Genomic DNA, 18,577 nt, shown 5'->3' on the forward strand with positions numbered 1-18,577 from the left:
GCAACCCGCGTGCCAAGGTTGCGATTTTCTCCGATTTGAGGGTGGGGAGACGAACTGGACCAAATATAGTTCAGGATTCGCCGCGCCGGCGGTCCGTCGTCAGGCGGCGGCGGGGGGCGCGGCGCGGGCGCTCTTGCGGCGCAGGTGGCCGGCGGCAGCCGCGTAGCCTCCGCCGGCGCCGTCGACGAAGTGGAAGTGCCCGTCGTCGGTGTAGGACGGGACGATGCAGGTCATCAGCGCCGCGTCCTGGCGGTGGATGCCGTAGAGGAGGTCGCCGGCGGCCTCGGCGGCGTCGAGCGCCTCCATCAGCTCGAGCTCGAGGTCGGGGCCGCAGTCGGCGGTCATGTGCAGCGCGTCGCCGAACTTGCGGTAGTCGGCGTTCTCGGCCGCGACGCCGCGGTAGCTCGCCGGGTTGAAGGCGCCGACCCTGATGCGGCTCGCGAACAGCAGCCAGCCGAACGCGTTGTGGGCGGCGACGCGCGCGGCCTGGCCGATGGCGGTGCGGCCGGAGCGGCTCGCCAGTGCCTCCAGCCAGATGCCGGGCGACAGCAGCGCCGGCCGCAGCGACCCGGCGTCCACCGGGTGGAAGCGGTCGGCGTCGCCCAGCACCGCGAGGATCCGCTGCACGGCGGCGCGGAAGGCGGCCCCGCCGCCGGCGCCGGGGACGAGGATGATGGAGACCATCGCGCCGTTGCGCGGCTCGATCGGCTGCCAGCGGCAGGACAGGCCGGTGAGGTCCGGCCGGGCGCCTTCCTCCGCCGGCAGGATGGCGTCGCGCCCCGCCTTGAGCCAAGCCCCGGCGAGCGCCACGCCGCCGCCGTCGAACATCGCGTAGGCGACATGGGGCGAGGGGCGGAACATCGCGACGCGCACGTCCGTCCCGGCCTCGCGCAGGCTGGCGACGGTGACGATCGCGGTACGCAGGTCGAGGCCGATGTCGTCGCGCACCCAGGCGGCGGTCCGGGCGAGCGCCTCGGCCGCGCCGTCGCGGTCGGCGGCGGGGAGCGCGAAGACGCAGCCGTCGCCGCCGAAGGCGAACGGGAAGTGGCGCGTTCCGAGGCGGTTCATGACCGCGGAAATGGCAGCGGAGCCGGCGACGTTCACCGCCTTGTAGCGCCCCGCCTCGATCGCCCGGGTCGACCGCACGACGTCGGTCAGGCCGAGGAACCAGTCCTTCGGCACGCCGGCGTAGAGGGCCGGGTCGGTGACCCGTCCGAAGTCGGTGAACGACGGAAACTCGGTGAGCCGGCGTTGATCGAGCATCCTGTCCCTCGCGGGTACTCCTCCTTCAGGTACGTATCGCACCGGCTTGGGGCCGTATGTTGGCCTCGCACGGTGCAGTGGGACGCGGGCCGGGCGACAGTCTGGCACGCCGGCGGCGGGCGGGGATTGGGGCCCGTTCCGCGCCGGGGAGCCCGGCGTTCCGGCGCTCCGGGGCGGGGCGTTCCGGCGGGGTCAGGAGGCCCGGACGGGGGCGTGCGCGGGGGCGCGGCCCAGTGTCTCGGCCGACGGCTCGGGCCGCAGGAGGATGACGCCGGCGAGCAGCGCGAAGGCGACGATGACGAGCTTCCACGCGTCCGAGCGGCGCTTCAGGCCGGGCAGGCCGAGCGGGCGGATGAGGTGGGCGAGGATCGCCAGCGCGATGATGGCGGAGATGATCTTGGTCATGGTTCCATCGCGTCCGGGGCGCGGCGGCGGCGCCCGGGGGCACCGCCGGCGCCGCGTCCCGGCCGTCCGCTCAACGGACGATCGAGAGGTTGGGGCTGGGGCGCGTGAGCTCGCCGCGGGTGATGTAGCGCAGGATCGCGACGACCTGCTCGGGCGTCTCGCAGACGGCCATCGCCTCGGCGTCGACCTCCTTGAGGGCGTGGGTGTGCTCCTTGGGGTGCATGACGATGTAGGGGGTGCCGAGGGCGGCGGCGTAGCCGGCGTCGAACGCGGCGTTCCACTGCTTGTACTTGTCGCCGAAGCGCACAACGACGAGGTCGGCCTCGCCGATGAGGGTGCGGGTGCGCATGGCGTTGAGCTTGGCGCCCTTGTGGTCCTTCCAGAACGGGTTTTCCTCGGTGCCGAGGATGGCGATGCCGCAATCGTCCGAGGCGTCGTGGTCGGTGACGGGGCCGGTGAGGTCGACCGGAAGGTCGAACTCGTCGACGCCGTCGGCGATCTGGTCGCGCCAGTCGGAGTGGATTTCTCCGGCGAGGTAGACGGTGAGTTCGACGTCCATGGATCAGTCCTGTCGCAGTCGCAAGTGGGCGCGGATGATAGGCAACCGCGGGGTGTGGCGACAGGGATAGTCTGCCGATGCGACAAGGATAGCGCGAAAATGCCCCGCGGGGACAGGGCCGGGGCCGTGCCGGGGGCGCGGGCCGGGCTGGCGCCGGGGGCGGGCGCCGGGGGCGGGCGCCGGGGGCTGGGGTTGCGGCTGGGCGCCGGGGGCTGCGGACGGGGCGCGCCGGTGCGATGCTGGCGCGGCCGGGCCGGGCGGCGGGATCCTGCGGCGCGTGCCGCCGTTGGTGGGGAGGAACCGGAACGGAGGGAGCGAGGATGACCGAGAGGCAGGACGCGTCGCGCCGCATGTTCGAGCCGCATTCCAACCAGGGGATGTCGCCGCGCGAACGGCGGATCTATGCGGCATACGAGCTCGCCTACACGCTGGTGGATTTCGGCGCGGCGGCGTCGTTCATCGTTGGGTCGGTGCTGTTCTTCTGGGAGTCGACGATGGTGGCCGGGACGTGGCTGTTCCTCGTCGGGTCGGTGCTGTTCGCGGCCAAGCCGTCGATCCGGCTGGCGCGCGAGCTGCGCAAGCTGGGCTCGGGGGCGACGGAGGACGTCGCGCGGCGGGCGGTGGAGTAGCGCGCCCCGGGGGCCGGACCCGGTCGCGAGGCGGCGCGCCGCGGCCGGGGGCGCCGGTGGCCGACGGCCGTGGGCCGGGGGCGGCGGGGACCGGCCTGTCCGGGACTTGCCGGGCGTCGGCCTGCGGGTCCACCTGCCGGTCCGGCGGCTGGCGGCTGGCGGCTGGCGGGTCCCGGCGGGCCGGTTCTTCTGCCGGTCCGGGGCGGGGCGGAGGCCCGGTGGCCTGCTGTCGGCGGGCCTGCGGGGCGGAGGGGCGGGCGGTTCCGGGCCGGGGGCCGGCCGTGCCGTGGTGCCGCCTCTTGCCTCATGCGCCGCCTCCGGTCCCGGGCGCCTGTCGCGCCCGCCTCGATCCTGCCGGGGTCTGACGGTCCGGCAGGGGGAGTATGGCGGCAGCGGGCCGGGGCGGGGATAGGCGGGTCGCCCCGGCGGGCGTCGTCCGGCTGGCGGTCAGCCGCGGTAGACGCAGAAGTGGCGGATGCCGTCGTAGCCGAGGTAGGTCCCGGTGTTCGGGTCGAAGCTGCGGAAGCGGTTGGTGCAGTAGGCGAACCAGCCGTCGCTCCACGGGGCGTAGTCCTCGACCACGACGACCGTGTTGTTGGAGTAGAGCGGCAGGGTCGCGGCGGCGAGCACGCCGAACGCGGGCGCCCAGAACCAGGCGCTGTTGTTCCAGTAGTACCAGCCGTCGTACGCGGGCCGCCAGTAGTAGCCGCGATAGTATCGCCTGTCGCCGTTCCAGCGGGGGTAGCCGTCGTACCAGCGGCCGTGGCGGTAGTAGCGCCGGGCGCCGTTGTGGGCGTAGCGCGATCCGGGACCGCGGTTCACGTGGCGGGGCGGGGCGCGGTGGCCGCGGTAGGCGTTGCGGGTGGCGTACTGCCGGCCGGTGTTGACGCGGCGCCCGCTGGCGGTCCGGCCCCGGTAGGTCTGGCCGCGGTAGGCCTGGCGGCTGGTGGCGGTGCGGCCGCGGTAGGCCTGGCCGCGGTAGGCCTGGCGGCCGGCGGTGGTGCGGCCGCGGTAGGTCTGGCCGCGGTAGGCCTGGCGACCGGCGGTGGTGCGACCGCGGTAGGCCTGTCCGCGGGAGGCCTGGCCGCGGTAGGCGGAGCGTCCGCCGCCGGAGCGTCCGCGGTAGACGGCGCCGCCGCCCCGGTTGCCGCCGCCGCGGTAGCCTCCGCCGCCGCGATAACCGCCGCCGCCGCTGCGTCCGCGGTTCTGGACGGTGACGATGCCGCTGGGGGCGGTGCCGATCTGCGACTTGAGGGCGAGGCCCGGCGGTCCGGCGGCGTGGGCCTGGAATGGGGTGGCCATGGCGAACGCGGCCATGACGGCGACTGCGAGCATCAGTTTCATCCCGTCCTCCCTCGGCGGTGTGCGGGCTGACGCGGCGCGAGATGGATCGCAGGCCGGAACTCGCACGACTGAGCGGTAATTTGCTCAATTTCCAGCTGAACGGGGTGTGAACGGAGGATTTTTTGTGGCGCGGCCGCGGCGCGCCGGGAGGCGGCGGCGCGGGGTCGCCGGAAGTGGGGCCGTCGGAGGTGGGCGGCCGTCGGAGGTGGGGGCGTGCGGAGGCGATCCCTCGGAAGGGTTGGGGAGGGGCCGGGCGCGCGGGAAACGGCGCTATGGTGTAGGTGAGCCGCTCGCCGCGCGCCCGCCGTCCGGCTTTGAGGGCGGGTGGGGCTTTCGGCCCGCGGCATCCTCGGATGCGCGCGGTACGGGGACGCCGGTTCGCGGGTCCCGGCGGAGCGGTGTGGCGGGCGTGGGCCCCCTCACGTCACGCGGGCGTCATGGCGAACGGCGCCGTCCGTCCCAACCGTCCTGCCGGCGGGTTCGGGTGCGTTACGCCCTCTCCCGGCCGGCGGCCGAAACACGCGCTCCCTGTCGGCCGGTCCGGACAGGCCTCCCCGGTGACGCGTGTGGGGGGATGGTACGCGGGGTGAGTGGGGCGGGGATAAGGTTTCAGGCGGGCTGGAGCTTGAGGCGGAGTTCCTCGCCGGTGAGCTGGTTCAGGACGGTAAGGGTTCTGTCGTCGGACTGAAGCTGGCGGTCCGCGTCGAGAAGTTCGATGCCGTAGAGCGAGCCGTCGGGGAGGACGTCGATATTGATGTCATCGTTGATGACGAGGGTTTCCAGCTCGCCGGTCTTGTCGGTCAGGGTGATGTAGGCGGCGTTCGCGTCGGGGTCGTAGGTGATCTGCATGGGCGCTACCTCAGGAATTGGGCGATGACGGTGAAGACGGTGATGATGCGCCATCCGTCCAACTGTGGGCACAAGAACACAAGCTGATTGCGAGGAACCACCGGCTTGGTCATTTCTACCAGACTTGCTATCTAACGAGATTCAGCCATGCCATCTGTGGCTGCGTGGGGTTAGGCGGAAATCGAGTGGAGGGTATGATGCTTGAGGAGGAAAACGCTAGGAATGCTGCTGCGTCTTACACTCTTCCCCAACTCGCTCGCATTGTCGGAACTAGGCGTGCGCAAGTAAATTCTTGGGTTAATGGAAGCCCCGGAAGTCACGCTTCCCCTATCCTGAATACTGAGTTGCGTCAAGGCGTTAAAGGTCCCATCCTAGGTTTTCTTGATTTGGTGGAAAGCGCATGGGTCGCACATTTTCGCTCGCTTGGTTATAGCGCGCAGACCATTCGGCGAGTGGCAAACAAGCTTCGTGCGCAGCAAAATACTGGGCGCCCATTCGCTTACAAAAATAAATTCTTGGCTGATGGGAAACGGATTTTTCAGGAGGTTGTAATGGAGGGAATTAACGGGGTGGAGCAAGGATTGGTCGACGTGATGTCTGATAATTTTGTAATGAAGCGCGTAATCGATCAATCTCTAATGGATCAGATATTTTATGTGGATGACTTAGCTGCAGAATTTACGCCTCTACGTAACCATCGCAATATCGTTGTTAGGCCTAACGTTGCCTTTGGAAGGCCTGCTCTTTTAAGGTTTCGGGTTCCTACTGAGGCAATTCGGCTTGCGTATCAAGCAGAGCACGGTGATGCTGAGGCGGTGAGTCAAGATTTTGAGATACCCGTCGAGGCCGTCTTGGATGCTGTCGAATTTGAAAACGAATTAGAAGAGCGCATCCTGCATTAAGGGTCGATGTGAAAATTCGATTCGATGAGAATATGAGCCCCCGCATAGTCGCAGCACTTCGTGCATATTTGTCTTCGCGCGGTGGGTTTGAGCTTAGTCATGTTAGGGAATTCTCGCCGCCTGCAACTGGAGATCCTACTTGGCTAAAACAGTTCTCCGACGATGATGGTCACGCAATAATTTCAGGCGATTCAAGAATACTGCAAAATTGGCCAGACCTCATCGCTTATGCGGAAAGTGGTTTGGTTTCATATTGGCCACCAAAGAAAAGCGGAGGCTGGAATGGGTATTCAAAAGCCGCGCTGTGGATTCAGTGGTGGCCGGTTATTTATGAGCATATGAAAGACGCCCCGCGCGGGTCAATGTGGAGATTGCCAAATAGCTTCGTTCCAAACCGGGATGCCCTGACGCCGTTGAAGGATCCTCGTTTGGACACAGATCAGAAAAAAGATGGGCTAGGAATAACTACGCAGCCCAAACTTCATGAGTTCAAGCGGTGATCGAACGGCGAATGGCAGACTCTACCCATCCACCTTCAGCGCCGCAATAAACGCCTCCTGCGGGATCTCCACCTTGCCGAACTGGCGCATCTTCTTCTTGCCCGCTTTTTGCTTCTCCAGCAACTTGCGCTTGCGGGTGGCGTCGCCGCCGTAGCACTTGGCGGTCACGTCCTTCCTCAGCGCGCGGATCGTCTCTCTGGCGATGATGCGGCCGCCGATGGCGGCCTGGATCGGGATGACGAACATGTGCTGGGGGATCAGCTCCTTCAGCTTCTCGCACATGGCGCGGCCGCGGCGCTCGGCCTGGGAGCGGTGGACCAGCATCGCCAGCGCGTCGACCGGCTCGGCGTTGACGAGGATGTTCATGCGCACGAGGTCGCCCTCGCGGTAGTCGGACAGCGAGTAGTCGAACGAGGCGTAGCCCTTCGATACCGACTTGAGGCGGTCGTAGAAGTCGAACACCACCTCGTTCAGCGGCAGCTCGTAGGTCACCATCGCGCGGCTGCCGACGTAGCTGAGCTCGGTCTGGTTGCCGCGCCGCTCCTGGCAGAGCTTGAGGATGCCGCCGAGATACTCGTCCGGCGTCAGGATGGTCGCCTTGATCCACGGCTCGGCGATGCTGTCGATCTCGGTCGGGTCGGGCATGTCGACCGGGTTGTGCAGCTCCTTCATCTCGCCGGAGGAGAGGTGGAGCTGGTAGACCACCGACGGCGCGGTGGCGATGAGGTCGAGGTTGAACTCGCGCTCCAGCCGCTCCTGGATGATCTCGAGGTGGAGGAGGCCGAGGAAGCCGCAGCGGAAGCCGAAGCCGAGCGCGGCCGAGGTCTCCATCTCGAACGAGAACGAGGCGTCGTTGAGGCGCAGCTTGCCCATGGCGGCGCGCAGGTCCTCGAAGTCGTTCGCGTCGACCGGGAAGAGGCCGCAGAAGACGACCGGGATGGCCGGGCGGAAGCCGGGCAGCGGCTCGGTCGCGGGGCGCTTGTCCTCGGTGATGGTGTCACCGACGCGGGTGTCGGCGACCTCCTTGATGCCGGCGATGAGGAAGCCGATCTCGCCGGGGCCGAGGCTGTCCACCTCGAGCAGCTTGGGGGTGAAGACGCCGACCTTGTCGACGCCGTACTTCGCGCCGGTGCGCATCATGCGCACGGTCTGGCCCTTCTTCAGCTCGCCGTCGATGATGCGCACGAGGGTGACGACGCCGAGATACTGGTCGAACCAGGAATCGACGAGCATCGCCTTGAGGGGCGCCTTCGGGTCGCCCTTGGGGGGCGGCAGGCGCTTGACGATCGCCTCCAGCACGTCGGGGATGCCGAGCCCGGTCTTGGCGGAGATGGGGATCGCCTCGGACGCGTCGATGCCGATGACCTCCTCGATCTGCGCGCGGATGCGCTCGGGGTCGGCGGCGGGCAGGTCCACCTTGTTGAGGACCGGGACGATCTCGTGGTCGTTGTCGATCGCCTGGTAGACGTTGGCGAGGGTCTGCGCCTCGACGCCCTGGGAGGCGTCGACCACGAGGAGGGAGCCTTCGCACGCGGCGAGCGAGCGGTTCACCTCGTAGGCGAAGTCGACGTGGCCGGGCGTGTCGATCAGGTTGAGCTTGTACTCTTTCCCGTCCTTCGCCGTGTAGACGAGCCGCACGGTCTGCGCCTTGATGGTGATGCCCCGCTCGCGCTCGATGTCCATCGAGTCGAGGATCTGGTCCTTCATCTCGCGGTCGGTGAGGGAGCCCGTCGCCTGGATCAGGCGGTCGGCGAGCGTCGACTTGCCATGGTCGATGTGCGCGACGATCGAGAAGTTGCGCACATTGGCAATGGTCTGCGCATGGCCTTCGGAGGCGGCGCTGGCGGGGGCGTTCGTGTCGACGTGGGCGATGTCATCCATGGCGCTTATGTAGCAGCGACCTCGGCCCCCGCAAAGCAGCGTGACACGGCGTTTCGGCGCAGGCAGGCGTGCTTTTCGCACGGGTCGGCGGCGGGGCGGGGGCAGGGCCGGCGGCGGGGCCGTCCGGGGGTGCCGGAAGCATCAGGGATCGTGATGGAAGGCATGACGATCATTCGTTTGAGTGAACGACGGCGCGCGCCTAGGTGGAGCCGGCAGGACGGCAGTGCCGCCGCGACGTGAGGAGAGTCGAGATGAGCGACGTCAACGGGATCAAGGTGTCCGGCACCCGCTCCGGAACCGGGGCGCGGGTCGAGCGGACCTCCACCGGGCTGCTCGCGCTGGTGGCGGTCGTGCTGGGGGTGATGGCGGTGTCGGTGGCGTTCGACGGCGACGCGCCGAACCGCGACGGCACCCCGGACCGGGAGGTCTGGTACGGCAACAGCGCCCACCTGCCGGAGCTCTTCCCGGGCCGGCAGGCCCACTGAGGCGGGCGGCGGGCCGTTCCGGCGGGGACGGGGCGGCTCAGGCGTCCGTCAGGCCGCGGGCGGCGTCGGCGGCCTTGAAGTGGGCGAGCTGGTCCCGGTAGGCCTTCCTGAAGGCGGGGCGGCTGCAGGCGCGCGAGACGTAGGCGCCGAGCGCCTCGTAGGGGTCGAGCCGGCCCAGTTTCTTCGGCACGCGCAGGGCGTCGGCCATCATGAGGTCCGCCACGGTGAAGCGCGAGGCGGCGAGCCATTCGCGCTCCTTGAGGACCGCCTCCAGGCGGTCGAAGCGCTGCGCCATCCAGCCGGCGAGGGGGTTTTCCGGCGGATCGGACAGGTTGATGAACCACCACGGCACGGTGACCATCTCGACCGAGTTCAGCGCGGCGACGAGCCATTGCTGCGTCTCGGCCCGGCCCTTCGGGTCGCGCGGCATCAGCGCCTCGCTGCGCTCGGCGATGTGCAGGAGGCAGGCGCCGCTCTCGAACACGCGCACCTCGCCGTCCTCGAGGAAGGGGACCTGCCCGAACGGCTGCCTGGCGATGTGGTCGGGGCCGCGGTCCTCGAACGGGACGGTGGCGACGGAGTAGGGGAGGCCCGCCTCCTCGAGGGCCCAGCGGAGCCTGAGGTCGCGCACGAAGCCGCGCGGGCCCTTCGGGACCCAGTCGAAGGTCCAGATCGTCATCTGCTCGGGCATGGTGGCGTGTCCTCGAACGTTCCAGTCTGAATCCGGCGCCGCTCCTCCACGGGGCGGACCGGGTCGCCGGCGGGGCGGTGCGGAGGGGCTGTCAGGCCGCGCGCACGGCGACGAGGCGGCCGACCCGCAGCGAGCCGACGCGCAGGTTGTGCTCCATGGCGCGGGAGGCGGCGACGCGCTTCGCCAGGACCTCCGGGGCGAGGCCGTCCAGCGACCGGCCCTCGTCCGCCGCGGCGCCCCAGCGCGCGATGATGCCCTGATGGAAGCGCTGCCCGAGCTCGGATTCGTCGACGAACTCGCCGGGCGAGAGGCCGAGCGCGCGCAGGCGGGCGAGCGCCGCGTCCAGCGGCTCCAGCGCCGACATCGACGCGTCGGTCGCCCAGGCGAGCGGCCAGCGCAGCTCGCCCTCGCCCGAGAAGATCTCGTGCAGCGCGAGCCGGCCGCCGGGCGCCAGCGCCCGCGCGAGCTCGCCGAAGAGGCGGTCCTTCTCGGCGATCTGCATGGCGACGTGCTGCATCACGACGACGTCGAAGGCTCCGGTCTCGACCGGCATCGACAGCGCGCTGGCGTTGATGACGGTCATCCGCGGCGACAGGCCGACGAGCGCGTTGAGACGCTCCGCGGTGCCGGCGAGCGTCTCCGACAGCTCGACGGAGGTCACGGTCGCGCCGTAGCGGTCGGCGAAGCGCCGTGACGACCCGCCGACGCCCGCCCCGACGTCGAGCACGCGGTCGCCGGCGCCGATCCCGCCCTGCAGGGCGAGCGCGTCGGTCGCGGCGAGGCCGCCCATGTGGATCATGTCGAACGCGTGGAGGTCCTCGGGCCGGGCGGCGGCGGGGTCGATGCCGGCCTCGCGCAGCGCGCTGACGGCGCCGTCGTAGCTGACGGCGAGTGTGGACCAATGCGCGGCGACCTTGCGGCCCTGGTCTGTGATCGCGTCGGTCATCGGGTCCCTTCCGGTCGGTCTCGCGCGTCGTGCGCCTCGGTGCCCGGCGCCACACTGCCATAAGGCGCGCCAATGGCAAGTGCAGCGAGATGCGGTCTGGCGGCGCCGGCCCGGCGGTGTTCCGGGCGGGCGGCGCGGGCCCGGCCGCCCGCCGCCGCCACGCGCCGCAGCAGGCCGGACGCCCGCCCGGGGCCGCCGAAAAGGCGAGGGAGACTGCGGGATACGCCGGCGCATGCGACGGTGCACAAAAATCTCCGTCATCGTACCTTTAGGTTGGGTGGCACCGTTTCATTCCTGAAGATTGTGTGGTCTGTTGATCGGGCCATGGTCATAAGCTTCGGCAGTCGCGTCCGCAGTCGCCGCAGGCAAACAAACCCAACGAGGCCATGGCGCACAGGAGAGGAAACTGTGATGCCAAGGACGATCGATGTAGGCCGCGCCGTGCTGATGGCGGGCGCGGCGGCGCTGTGGATGGCCACCGGTCCGGCGTTCGGCCAGGCGGACCCGCCCGCCCCGGCCACCGTCAACAACCCGGCCCCCGCCGACGGACCGCTGCAGGGCCGCCCCGAGACCGCCGGCGCCCAGCGCCTCGCGCCGCTCTCGGCGCCGCCCTTCGCCACGGAGGAGGCGGACCTGCCGCTCGACAAGATCACCGTTCCGGAAGGCTTCGAGGTCGAGGTCTATGCGAGCGGCATCAAGAACGCCCGCTCGCTGCGCGTCGGCGAGAAGGGGACGGTCTTCGTCTCCAACTGGCAGGGCAACAAGCTGTGGGCGATCACCGACGACGGCGGCAAGCGCACCGCCCAGGTGATCTACGAGGGGCTCGACTGGCCGAACGGGATCGCGGTGCACGACGGCACGCTCTACGTCGCCGAGCACACCAAGATCTCGAAGGCGGAGAACATCGAGGACCAGCTGAAGGACCCGCCGCCGCTGGTCTCGATCTACGAGGACCTCGGCGAGCCGCGGCCGCACGGCTGGCGCTTCCTCGCGGTCGGGCCGGACGAGAACCTCTACGTTTCCAACAGCGCGCCCTGCAACATCTGCATGCCGGAGCCGGGCTTCGGCGAGATCCGCAAGGTGGGCCTCGACGGCTCGGGCGCCGAGCCGGTCCTGCGCGGCATGCGCAACACCGTCGGCTTCGACTTCCACCCGAAGACCGGCGCGCTCTACTTCACCGACAACAACCGCGACTGGCTGTCGGAGGACCTGCCCAACGGCGAGCTGAACCGGATGACCGAGCCGGGCAAGCAGCACTTCGGCTTCCCCTTCTGCCACCAGGGCGACCTCGCCGATCCGGAGTTCGGCTGGGGCTACGACTGCGCCGACTTCGAGCCGCCCGTCGCCAAGCTGGGGCCCCACGTCGCCCCGCTCGGCATGCGCTTCTACACCGGCGAGATGTTCCCCGAGCGCTATCGCGGCGCGATCTTTGTCGCCCGTCACGGGCCGTGGAACCGCACGAAGAAGATCGGCGCGGACATCCTCGCCGTGTTCCTCGACGAGAACGGCGACGTGACCTCGATGGAGCCGTTCCTGGAGGGGCTGATCGAGGACAACGAGTATATCGGCCGGCCGGTCGACGTCGAGGTGATGGCCGACGGCTCGCTCCTCGTCAGCGACGACTGGAACGGGGCGGTCTACCGCGTCTCCTACACGAAGTAGGCGGACGCCGCACGGAGGCCGGCGCCGGGCACCCCGCCCGGCGTCCGGCCCGACGCTGGGGCCGGGTGCCCGCGGGACCCTTCGGGGGCGGCGGCCGGTCCCGGACCGCGGCGGCGCGCAGCCCCCGGTCGACGCGGCGCGGACGGCCGCGCCGGAGCCATGGATGGAACACGTGAAGCGATTGATGATGCTCGCCGGCCTCGGCACCCTCCTCGCCGCCGGACCGGCGGCGGCCGACCTGAAGCTCTTCCCCGAACGGCAGGCGACCTGCGAGGGGTGCCACGGCGAAGGCGGCGTCTCCGAGATGGCGGAGATCCCCTCGCTGGCGGGGCTGCCGGAATACTACGCCCTCCTCCAGCTGGTGGAGTTCCGCGACGGCAACCGCGACTCGCCCGAGATGGAGGCGACGGTCGAGGGGATGAGCAACGACGACCTGAAGGCGGCGGCCGCCTTCGTCGCCTCCTTCGGGCCGCCGCCGACGCAGGGACCGGGCGACGAGGCGCTGATGGCGCGCGGCGCGGAGCTGTCGTCGCAGAACGGCTGCGGCCGCTGCCACGGCGCCGACTACCGCGGCGGCCAGCAGATGCCGGCGCTGCGCAACCAGCGCGCCGACTACGTCGAAAAGGCCCTCCACGACTACAAGACCGAGCGGCGCATCGGCGAGCGCGCGGCGATGGTGGAGATCGCCGCCAATCTCTCCGACGAGGACATCGCGGCGCTGGCCCACTACTTCGCGCACCAGCCGTAGTCGCCGCCGCCGGCCCGGCGTTCACCCGGGGACCGGGGCCGGAGAACCGGGGGCCGGGGGCGGCCGCCGGGTGGCCGTGCGAGCGGGGCCGCCCCGGTCGGGGGCGGCGGGAGCGGGGTGCCGTCGGCGCGGGGCGCGGCGCCGCTGGTCCGGGGGATTGTGCAGCGGGGGAAATGTGGTGCTACACCTTCCGCAAGCCGGGGACACGGCAGGGAGGACACGACATGGACAATCCGCGCTGGGTGCAGCGTCCCGAGGGCGCGAACTGGGGCGACTTCAGCCCCGACGACCAGCTCGGTCGGCTCAACCTCATCACCCCCGAGAAGGTGCGCCAGGGTGTCGCCGAAGTCCGGGAGGGGGTGACCTTCTCGCTCAGCCTGCCGCTCGACTACCCGGGCGGCAACCTCCTCAACCCGCGCCGCTACCCGCCTGTCCTGCGCCCGACGATGCGCGAGACGATGCCCAACTTCAACGCGGCGATCGGCGATCAGGTCACCGACGTCGTGTGCGACGACCTCGTCATCCTGCATCTGCAGTATTCGACCCAGTGGGACGCGCTCTGCCACGTCGGCTCGCGCTTCGACGCCGACGGCGACGGCGTGGCCGAGAAGGTCTACTACAACGGCTTCCGCGCCGACGAGGACATCAGGGGGCCGAGCTCGCTCGCCGACTGCGGCATGGGCGACGGGACGAGCCGGGAGAGCACCTCGGGCGCCACCCGGCTCGGCATCGAGGGGATGGCCGCGCACGGCGTGCAGGGCCGCGCCGTCATGGTCGACCTGCGGGCACACTACGGCGACGCGCGCACCTTCGTCGGCTACGACGAGCTGATGCGCGTCATGGAGGCGGACGGCGTCGAGGTCGAGACCGGGGACATGGTGTGCCTCCACACCGGCTTCGGGCAGCGCGTGCTGGAGATGAGGAAGACGCCCGACGCCGAGGCGCTCCACTCCCTCTGCGCCGTGCTCAACGGGCGCGACGGCAGGCTGCTGAACTGGATCTCCGACAGCGGGCTCGCGGTGCTGATCGCCGACAATTACGCCGTGGAGGGGCTACCCGCGCAGGAGGGGCACGAGACGCCGTGCGCGCAGATGCCGCTCCACGAGCACTGCCTGTTCAAGAACGGCATCCACCTCGGCGAGCTGTGGCACCTGACGCCGCTGGCCGAGTGGCTGCGCGCGCGCGGGCGCTACCGCTTCCTCTTGACGGCGCCGCCGCTGCGCCTTCCGGGTGCGGTCGGAAGCCCCGCCAACCCGATCGCCACGGTCTGAGGCGGCGGCGGGCGGGCCAGCGAGGGGGACGGGCGTGACGCGGACGGTGCGTTTGGGGGCGGGCGCCGGGTTCTCCGGCGACCGGATCGATCCGGCGGTGGAGCTCGCGGAGAAGGGCCGCCTCGACTACCTGGTGTTCGAGTGCCTGGCGGAGCGCACCATCGCGCTGGCGCAGCAGGCGCGGCTGGGCGACATCGAGGGCGGCTTCGACCCGCTGCTCGAGGCGCGCATGCGCGCGGTGCTGCCGGCCTGCGCCGCCGGCAACGTGCGGATCGTCACCAACATGGGGGCCGCGAACCCCGTCGCCGCCGCGTCGCGGGTGCGGGCGATCGCGCGCGAGCTGGGGCTCAACCCCGTGGTCGCGGCAGTCACGGGCGACGACGTGCTGGACGTCCTCCGGCGGGCGGACCCGATGCTGGAGGAGCTGGCCGCGCCGCTCTCCTCGCTGGGCGACGCGGTCATCTCGGCCAACGCCTACCTCGGGGCCGGGCCGATCGCCGAGGCGCTGGGGGCCGGGGCGGACATCGTCGTCACCGGGCGCGCGGCCGACCCGGCGCTCTTCCTCGGGCCGCTGGTCCACGAGTTCGGCTGGGCGATGGACGACTGGACGCGGCTCGGCCGGGGGACCGTCGCCGGGCATCTTCTGGAATGCGCGGCGCAGATCACCGGCGGCTACTTCGCCGATCCGGGCCGCAAGGACGTGCCCGATCTGGCGCGCATCGGCTTTCCCATCGGCGAGGTGGACGCGGACGGCGGCCTGACGATCGGCAAGGTGGCCGGGTCCGGCGGGCGGATCGACGCCGCGACGGTGACCGAGCAGCTCCTCTACGAGGTGCACGACCCGGCCGCCTACCTGCAGCCCGACGTGGCGGCGGACTTCTCCGCCGTGACCGTCCGCGAGGCCGGGCCGGACCTCGTGCGCGTCGAGGGCGGGGACGGTCGGGCGCGCAGCGGGCTCTACAAGGTCTCGGTCGGCTACCGCGACGGGTTCATCGGCGAGGGGCAGATCTCCTACGCCGGCACCGGGGCGGAGGCGCGCGGGCGCCTCGCGCTGGAGATCCTGAGGGAGCGGATGGCGCTCACGGGGATCGCCTGCCGCGAGGTGCGGGGCGAGCTGATCGGCGTCAACAGCGTGTTCGAGGGGGCCGCCGCGCGCGGGGAGCCGGCGGAAGTGCGGGTCCGCTTCGCGGCGCGCACGGACGACCGCGAGGCGGCGGCGCGCATCGGCCAGGAGGTCGAGGCGCTGTACCTGTGCGGCCCGGCGGGCGGCGGCGGCGTCACGAGGGGCGTGCGCGAGGTGCTGGCGATCGCCTCGGCGCTGGTCCCGGAGAACGATGTCGCGCCGCGCGTGACGGTGGTCAACTGACGGGGGCGAGACATGCGGCTGGGTGAGATCGCGCACGCGCGCGCCGGCGACAAGGGCAACACCTCGAACCTCTCCGTCATCGCCTACGACAAGGCGGACTTCGCGCGGCTGGAGCGCGAGGTGACGGCGGAGCGGGTGAGGGCGCACTTCGGCGCGATGGTGACCGGGGAGGTGACGCGTTTCGCGCTGCCGCAGCTCGGCGCGCTCAACTTCGTGCTGAAGGGCGCGCTGCGCGGCGGCGTCACCCGCTCGCTGGCGCAGGACGCGCATGGCAAGTGCCTGTCCGGCGTGCTCCTCGACATGGAGTTGCCGGAGTAGGGCGCCGGCCGGGCCGCCTCCGGGAGGCGGGGTGTCAGGCGGACGGGGCGAGCGTGCGGATGACGCGCGCCGGATTGCCGCCGGCCAGCGCGTTCGCCGGAACGTCCCGCGTCACCACCGCGCCCGCGGCCACGACGGAGTTCTCGCCGATGGTGACGCCGCCGATGATCGTCGCCCCGGCGGCGATCCAGACGTTCCGCCCGATGACGATGGGCTCGGCGACGGTAACGGACCGCCGGCCGGCCGGCTCGACCGGATGGCCGGACGTGATGATGCTGACGTTGGGGCCGATCATCACCTCGTCGCCGATGGTGACGCCGCCGAGGTCGTAGAGCGTGCAGTTCTGGTTGATGAAGACGTTGCGCCCGATGGTCGTGTTCCTGCCCCCGGTCGCGAAGAAGGGCGGCAGCAGGAGGACGCTGTCGTCGACCGGGCGGCCGATGATCTCGCCGAGGAGGGCGCGGACTTCGGCGGCATCGTCGAATGTCAGGCGGTTGAGGCGCGCGGTGAGCGCCATGACGCGCCTCGTCTCCGCCACCATGGCGGCGGACTCGGGCGTGCGTGCATGAACGACGGTGGCGCCGGGCCGATGAGACATTCGCTGAGGTCCTCCCGTGCGCGTCGCCGGACGAGGGGCGCCGGCGCGCCCCTCTGGCTACAGGGCCGGACGGGGGCGTTCCAGCGCCGCCTGTGCCTGCGGCGGTCCCCGGCCGCGGTCCGTCCACGCGCGGGCGCGGTCGACGGGGCCAAGTCCCGGGCAAGGCAGGGGACTCCTGTTGATGGTTAAGATTTGCTTTGGATTTCCCTCCTAGTCTGGCGGGGTGCCCATGGACGAGGGCCCGGGACTCGAGTGTTGTTGGCCAGTCAGGGCGTGATGTGTCAGGGGATTCCGCGATGTTGGACTGCATCGACGATGCGCGCATCCGCGAGCGCGCTTACACGATCTGGGAGAAGGCCGGCCGGCCCGGTGGTCTCGAGCAAGACCACTGGCTGCGCGCCGAGAGCGAGCTTCGGGCCGAGCGCCTGATCGCCCTCGCCGCGACCGCGATCGCCGCGGACTGCCCGCCGAAACGGGCCGAGCCCAGGGCCGCGCAGGCGAGGCCCGCCGAGGCGAAGGCGGCCGAGGGGAAGGCGGCGAAGGCCAAGGCGGGGAAGGCTCCCGCCAAGGCGGGCGGCGCCAAGGGGGCAGCGAAGCCGGCGGGCGCGAAGGCCGCCGCCAAGGCGGACAGGGCGGACATGCCGGGCGAGGCGTCCCGGCGCAAGCGCCGCGCACCCTCGGCGGACGACGCCGACGCCGGGGCGACCGCCCACTGAGGCGGGCCGCGCTCCTCCCCGGAACGGGAGAGGGGCCGGGTCCCGTTCGCCACGCCGGGTCCCGCGCCCGATGGAGCGCGGGGCGTGGCCTAGTGCTGTTTCAGGTAGTCCTGCAGGGTGGTCTCGCCGCCGGGGCTCGCGCCCGGGCGGTTGTCGCGGATCCAGGATTCGGGTGAGAGCCACGTGGCGCGCAGGACGTCCTGGCGCGGCAGGTCGGTGAAGACGGCGAGCGGCAGCGCGTCGTCGGGGCCCGACCAGTCGCCGACCTCGCCGCCGATCTGCACCGGCCGGCCGTTCCGGCCGGGCTGCACGCGCCGTCCCATCGCGGCGATGACGAAGAGGTAGCCGTCCTTCTCGTAGCCGGTGGACGTGAAGGCCCAGCCCTCGTGGCGGAAGCGGTCGTCGCGCTGCCAGCCGGCCTCCTCGGCGGCGCCGTCGAAGAGGTCCGTCATCGTCGTCTCGGCGTGCGTGCGGGCCTCCATCGAGTTGAGCGGATGTTCGGGGCGCAGGAGGTAGAAGGCGGAGCGGGTCGGACCGTGCAGCGCCTGCGCCATCTCCCGCAGCGAGGCGATCATGTCGTAGAAGACGAGGTTGGTCTCCGGCGGGACGAGGTCGCCCCAGGTGACGGTGCCGACCGAGGCGGGCAGGACCGGCGCCCCCGGCGGGCCGCCGCGGAACCAGTCCGGCCGGCCGCCGTAGGCCGGGGGCAGGAACGCGAGCGCGGTGCCGGCGGCGAGGAAGGCCGCGAGGACGAGGCCGGCGAGGAAGCCGGTGGCGGCGTGGCCGCGGCGGCGCGGCGTCGCGGGCGGCATGCGATACCGGGTGGCGTCGGGAGGGGGCGTCGGCGCAGTCATGGCGCGGTCTTGGAGCCTCGGCGCGGCAAAGTCATGGCGGCGCGGCCAATCGAATGCGGGGAACGCTGATATGACGCGGGCGCGTGGCTCGGCCAGCACCCTCGGCGTGTGCCGGGCCGGAAGCGGCGGGGTTTTCGCGGTCGCGGCGGGGCGGCGTCAGCGGCGGGCGCGAAAAAACGCCTCGAGGAGGCGGGCGGCCTCGGTTTCGGCGAAGCCGCCGTACACTTCGGGTCTATGATGAACCGTCGAATGGGTGTAGAGGCAGGGTCCGCTCTCCACGGCACCGCCTTTCGGGTCGAGCGCTCCGAAATAAAGTCTCCGGATCCTTGCGAAACTGATCGCTGCGGCACACATGGCGCAGGGCTCCAATGTGACGTACAGATCGCAATCGAGAAGCCGTTCGGATCCGATGACCCGAGCGGCGGATCGGATTGCGATGATTTCGGCATGTGCTGTGGGGTCCAGGTCGGCGAGGGTGCGGTTGCCGGCCGACGCTAGGATCGCACCGTCCTTGACAATCACCGCCCCGACCGGCACTTCGCCGCGCTCCGCCGCCAGGCGTGCCTCGGCCAGCGCATGCTCCATGAACG

Annotated in this window: 21 protein-coding genes; 10 read left to right on the forward strand and 11 right to left on the reverse strand. The window is 70.8% G+C overall.

Features of this window, described 5'->3' with window-relative positions; all coding sequences use genetic code 11:
• Positions 1-99: 99 nt before the first annotated feature.
• The 3 genes from DLJ53_RS03805 to DLJ53_RS03815 all read right to left on the reverse strand — a co-directional run bounded on the left by DLJ53_RS03805 (position 100) and on the right by DLJ53_RS03815 (position 2,227).
• On the reverse strand, positions 100-1,263 hold the full coding sequence (locus DLJ53_RS03805; RefSeq protein ID WP_111342480.1) for a DUF3095 family protein: 1,164 nt from the start codon (positions 1,261-1,263) through the stop codon (positions 100-102).
• A 192-nt stretch (positions 1,264-1,455) separates the two neighbouring features.
• A complete protein-coding gene (locus tag DLJ53_RS03810) occupies positions 1,456-1,668 on the reverse strand; it encodes a hypothetical protein (protein WP_111342482.1) in 213 nt (70 codons plus the stop codon).
• 70 nt (positions 1,669-1,738) lie between these two features.
• Positions 1,739-2,227 carry a YtoQ family protein gene (locus DLJ53_RS03815; protein WP_111342484.1) on the reverse strand — a complete coding sequence of 163 codons (489 nt, stop codon included), beginning with the start codon at positions 2,225-2,227 and terminating at the stop codon, positions 1,739-1,741.
• 320 nt (positions 2,228-2,547) lie between these two features.
• On the opposite strand from DLJ53_RS03815, the gene DLJ53_RS03820 reads away from it, so the two are divergent.
• A complete protein-coding gene (locus DLJ53_RS03820; RefSeq protein ID WP_226574221.1) occupies positions 2,548-2,856 on the forward strand; it encodes a YrhK family protein in 309 nt (102 codons plus the stop codon).
• A 447-nt stretch (positions 2,857-3,303) separates the two neighbouring features.
• On the opposite strand, the gene DLJ53_RS35915 is transcribed toward DLJ53_RS03820, so the two are convergent.
• Complete coding sequence (locus DLJ53_RS35915) at positions 3,304-4,200, reverse strand: BA14K family protein (RefSeq protein ID WP_146619879.1); 897 nt, start codon at positions 4,198-4,200, stop codon at positions 3,304-3,306.
• A 609-nt stretch (positions 4,201-4,809) separates the two neighbouring features.
• Complete coding sequence (locus DLJ53_RS03830) at positions 4,810-5,049, reverse strand: DUF2283 domain-containing protein (RefSeq protein WP_111342488.1); 240 nt, start codon at positions 5,047-5,049, stop codon at positions 4,810-4,812.
• Positions 5,050-5,246: 197 nt separating this feature from the next.
• On the opposite strand from DLJ53_RS03830, the gene DLJ53_RS34645 reads away from it, so the two are divergent.
• Complete coding sequence (locus DLJ53_RS34645; RefSeq protein WP_146619880.1) at positions 5,247-5,951, forward strand: hypothetical protein; 705 nt, start codon at positions 5,247-5,249, stop codon at positions 5,949-5,951.
• An 8-nt stretch (positions 5,952-5,959) separates the two neighbouring features.
• Complete coding sequence (locus tag DLJ53_RS34650; RefSeq protein ID WP_146619881.1) at positions 5,960-6,451, forward strand: PIN-like domain-containing protein; 492 nt, start codon at positions 5,960-5,962, stop codon at positions 6,449-6,451.
• A 21-nt stretch (positions 6,452-6,472) separates the two neighbouring features.
• Here DLJ53_RS34650 and lepA read toward each other — a convergent pair whose 3' ends face one another.
• Positions 6,473-8,332, reverse strand: a complete 1,860-nt coding sequence (lepA, locus tag DLJ53_RS03835; protein ID WP_111342489.1) for a translation elongation factor 4 — start codon at positions 8,330-8,332, stop codon at positions 6,473-6,475.
• A 251-nt stretch (positions 8,333-8,583) separates the two neighbouring features.
• Between lepA and DLJ53_RS03840 the strand changes: the two genes are divergently transcribed.
• Positions 8,584-8,817 (forward strand): hypothetical protein, encoded by a 234-nt coding sequence (locus tag DLJ53_RS03840; RefSeq protein WP_111342491.1) that lies wholly within the window; start codon positions 8,584-8,586, stop codon positions 8,815-8,817.
• 37 nt (positions 8,818-8,854) lie between these two features.
• Here the strand turns inward: DLJ53_RS03840 and DLJ53_RS03845 are convergent, their stop codons facing one another.
• Positions 8,855-9,508: a glutathione S-transferase family protein gene (locus tag DLJ53_RS03845; protein WP_111342493.1), complete on the reverse strand. Its 654-nt coding sequence runs from the start codon at positions 9,506-9,508 to the stop codon at positions 8,855-8,857.
• Positions 9,509-9,599: 91 nt separating this feature from the next.
• Positions 9,600-10,454, reverse strand: a complete 855-nt coding sequence (locus DLJ53_RS03850) for an SAM-dependent methyltransferase (RefSeq protein WP_162408857.1) — start codon at positions 10,452-10,454, stop codon at positions 9,600-9,602.
• 411 nt (positions 10,455-10,865) lie between these two features.
• On the opposite strand from DLJ53_RS03850, the gene DLJ53_RS03855 reads away from it, so the two are divergent.
• From DLJ53_RS03855 to DLJ53_RS03875, 5 genes are all read left to right on the forward strand, one after another.
• Complete coding sequence (locus DLJ53_RS03855) at positions 10,866-12,116, forward strand: PQQ-dependent sugar dehydrogenase (protein WP_202912987.1); 1,251 nt, start codon at positions 10,866-10,868, stop codon at positions 12,114-12,116.
• A 172-nt stretch (positions 12,117-12,288) separates the two neighbouring features.
• Entirely contained in the window at positions 12,289-12,864 is a 576-nt protein-coding gene (locus DLJ53_RS03860; RefSeq protein ID WP_162408859.1) for a c-type cytochrome, read from the forward strand.
• A gap of 224 nt (positions 12,865-13,088) precedes the next feature.
• Positions 13,089-14,135 (forward strand): cyclase family protein, encoded by a 1,047-nt coding sequence (locus DLJ53_RS03865; protein WP_111342499.1) that lies wholly within the window; start codon positions 13,089-13,091, stop codon positions 14,133-14,135.
• A 34-nt stretch (positions 14,136-14,169) separates the two neighbouring features.
• Entirely contained in the window at positions 14,170-15,501 is a 1,332-nt protein-coding gene (locus DLJ53_RS03870; RefSeq protein ID WP_111342501.1) for an acyclic terpene utilization AtuA family protein, read from the forward strand.
• A 12-nt stretch (positions 15,502-15,513) separates the two neighbouring features.
• Positions 15,514-15,819 (forward strand): AtuA-related protein, encoded by a 306-nt coding sequence (locus DLJ53_RS03875; protein ID WP_111342503.1) that lies wholly within the window; start codon positions 15,514-15,516, stop codon positions 15,817-15,819.
• 34 nt (positions 15,820-15,853) lie between these two features.
• Here DLJ53_RS03875 and DLJ53_RS03880 read toward each other — a convergent pair whose 3' ends face one another.
• Entirely contained in the window at positions 15,854-16,417 is a 564-nt protein-coding gene (locus tag DLJ53_RS03880) for a sugar O-acetyltransferase (RefSeq protein ID WP_111342505.1), read from the reverse strand.
• A 296-nt stretch (positions 16,418-16,713) separates the two neighbouring features.
• Between DLJ53_RS03880 and DLJ53_RS03885 the strand changes: the two genes are divergently transcribed.
• On the forward strand, positions 16,714-17,133 hold the full coding sequence (locus DLJ53_RS03885) for a DUF2934 domain-containing protein (protein WP_111342507.1): 420 nt from the start codon (positions 16,714-16,716) through the stop codon (positions 17,131-17,133).
• 89 nt (positions 17,134-17,222) lie between these two features.
• On the opposite strand, the gene DLJ53_RS03890 is transcribed toward DLJ53_RS03885, so the two are convergent.
• Positions 17,223-17,987 carry a hypothetical protein gene (locus tag DLJ53_RS03890; RefSeq protein ID WP_146619882.1) on the reverse strand — a complete coding sequence of 255 codons (765 nt, stop codon included), beginning with the start codon at positions 17,985-17,987 and terminating at the stop codon, positions 17,223-17,225.
• Positions 17,988-18,143: 156 nt separating this feature from the next.
• Positions 18,144-18,572 (reverse strand): nucleoside deaminase, encoded by a 429-nt coding sequence (locus DLJ53_RS03895; RefSeq protein WP_111342511.1) that lies wholly within the window; start codon positions 18,570-18,572, stop codon positions 18,144-18,146.
• Positions 18,573-18,577 lie beyond the last annotated feature (5 nt).

The organism is Acuticoccus sediminis, from assembly GCF_003258595.1.
Classification (GTDB): domain Bacteria; phylum Pseudomonadota; class Alphaproteobacteria; order Rhizobiales; family Amorphaceae; genus Acuticoccus; species Acuticoccus sediminis.

Excerpts from the sequence above, each read along its gene's own strand:
- DLJ53_RS03895 (WP_111342511.1), bottom strand. The coding sequence starts at position 18,572 with ATGGAGCATGCGCTGGCCGAGGCACGCCTGGCGGCGGAGCGCGGCGAA.
- DLJ53_RS03840 (WP_111342491.1), top strand. The coding sequence starts at position 8,584 with ATGAGCGACGTCAACGGGATCAAGGTGTCCGGCACCCGCTCCGGAACC.
- lepA (WP_111342489.1), bottom strand. The coding sequence starts at position 8,332 with ATGGATGACATCGCCCACGTCGACACGAACGCCCCCGCCAGCGCCGCC.
- DLJ53_RS03875 (WP_111342503.1), top strand. The coding sequence starts at position 15,514 with ATGCGGCTGGGTGAGATCGCGCACGCGCGCGCCGGCGACAAGGGCAAC.
- DLJ53_RS03885 (WP_111342507.1), top strand. The coding sequence starts at position 16,714 with ATGTTGGACTGCATCGACGATGCGCGCATCCGCGAGCGCGCTTACACG.
- DLJ53_RS03845 (WP_111342493.1), bottom strand. The coding sequence starts at position 9,508 with ATGCCCGAGCAGATGACGATCTGGACCTTCGACTGGGTCCCGAAGGGC.
- DLJ53_RS35915 (WP_146619879.1), bottom strand. The coding sequence starts at position 4,200 with ATGAAACTGATGCTCGCAGTCGCCGTCATGGCCGCGTTCGCCATGGCC.
- DLJ53_RS03805 (WP_111342480.1), bottom strand. The coding sequence starts at position 1,263 with ATGCTCGATCAACGCCGGCTCACCGAGTTTCCGTCGTTCACCGACTTC.
- DLJ53_RS03850 (WP_162408857.1), bottom strand. The coding sequence starts at position 10,454 with ATGACCGACGCGATCACAGACCAGGGCCGCAAGGTCGCCGCGCATTGG.
- DLJ53_RS34645 (WP_146619880.1), top strand. The coding sequence starts at position 5,247 with ATGCTTGAGGAGGAAAACGCTAGGAATGCTGCTGCGTCTTACACTCTT.
- DLJ53_RS03880 (WP_111342505.1), bottom strand. The coding sequence starts at position 16,417 with ATGTCTCATCGGCCCGGCGCCACCGTCGTTCATGCACGCACGCCCGAG.
- DLJ53_RS03890 (WP_146619882.1), bottom strand. The coding sequence starts at position 17,987 with ATGACTGCGCCGACGCCCCCTCCCGACGCCACCCGGTATCGCATGCCG.
- DLJ53_RS03815 (WP_111342484.1), bottom strand. The coding sequence starts at position 2,227 with ATGGACGTCGAACTCACCGTCTACCTCGCCGGAGAAATCCACTCCGAC.
- DLJ53_RS03820 (WP_226574221.1), top strand. The coding sequence starts at position 2,548 with ATGACCGAGAGGCAGGACGCGTCGCGCCGCATGTTCGAGCCGCATTCC.
- DLJ53_RS03830 (WP_111342488.1), bottom strand. The coding sequence starts at position 5,049 with ATGCAGATCACCTACGACCCCGACGCGAACGCCGCCTACATCACCCTG.
- DLJ53_RS03855 (WP_202912987.1), top strand. The coding sequence starts at position 10,866 with ATGCCAAGGACGATCGATGTAGGCCGCGCCGTGCTGATGGCGGGCGCG.
- DLJ53_RS03810 (WP_111342482.1), bottom strand. The coding sequence starts at position 1,668 with ATGACCAAGATCATCTCCGCCATCATCGCGCTGGCGATCCTCGCCCAC.
- DLJ53_RS03865 (WP_111342499.1), top strand. The coding sequence starts at position 13,089 with ATGGACAATCCGCGCTGGGTGCAGCGTCCCGAGGGCGCGAACTGGGGC.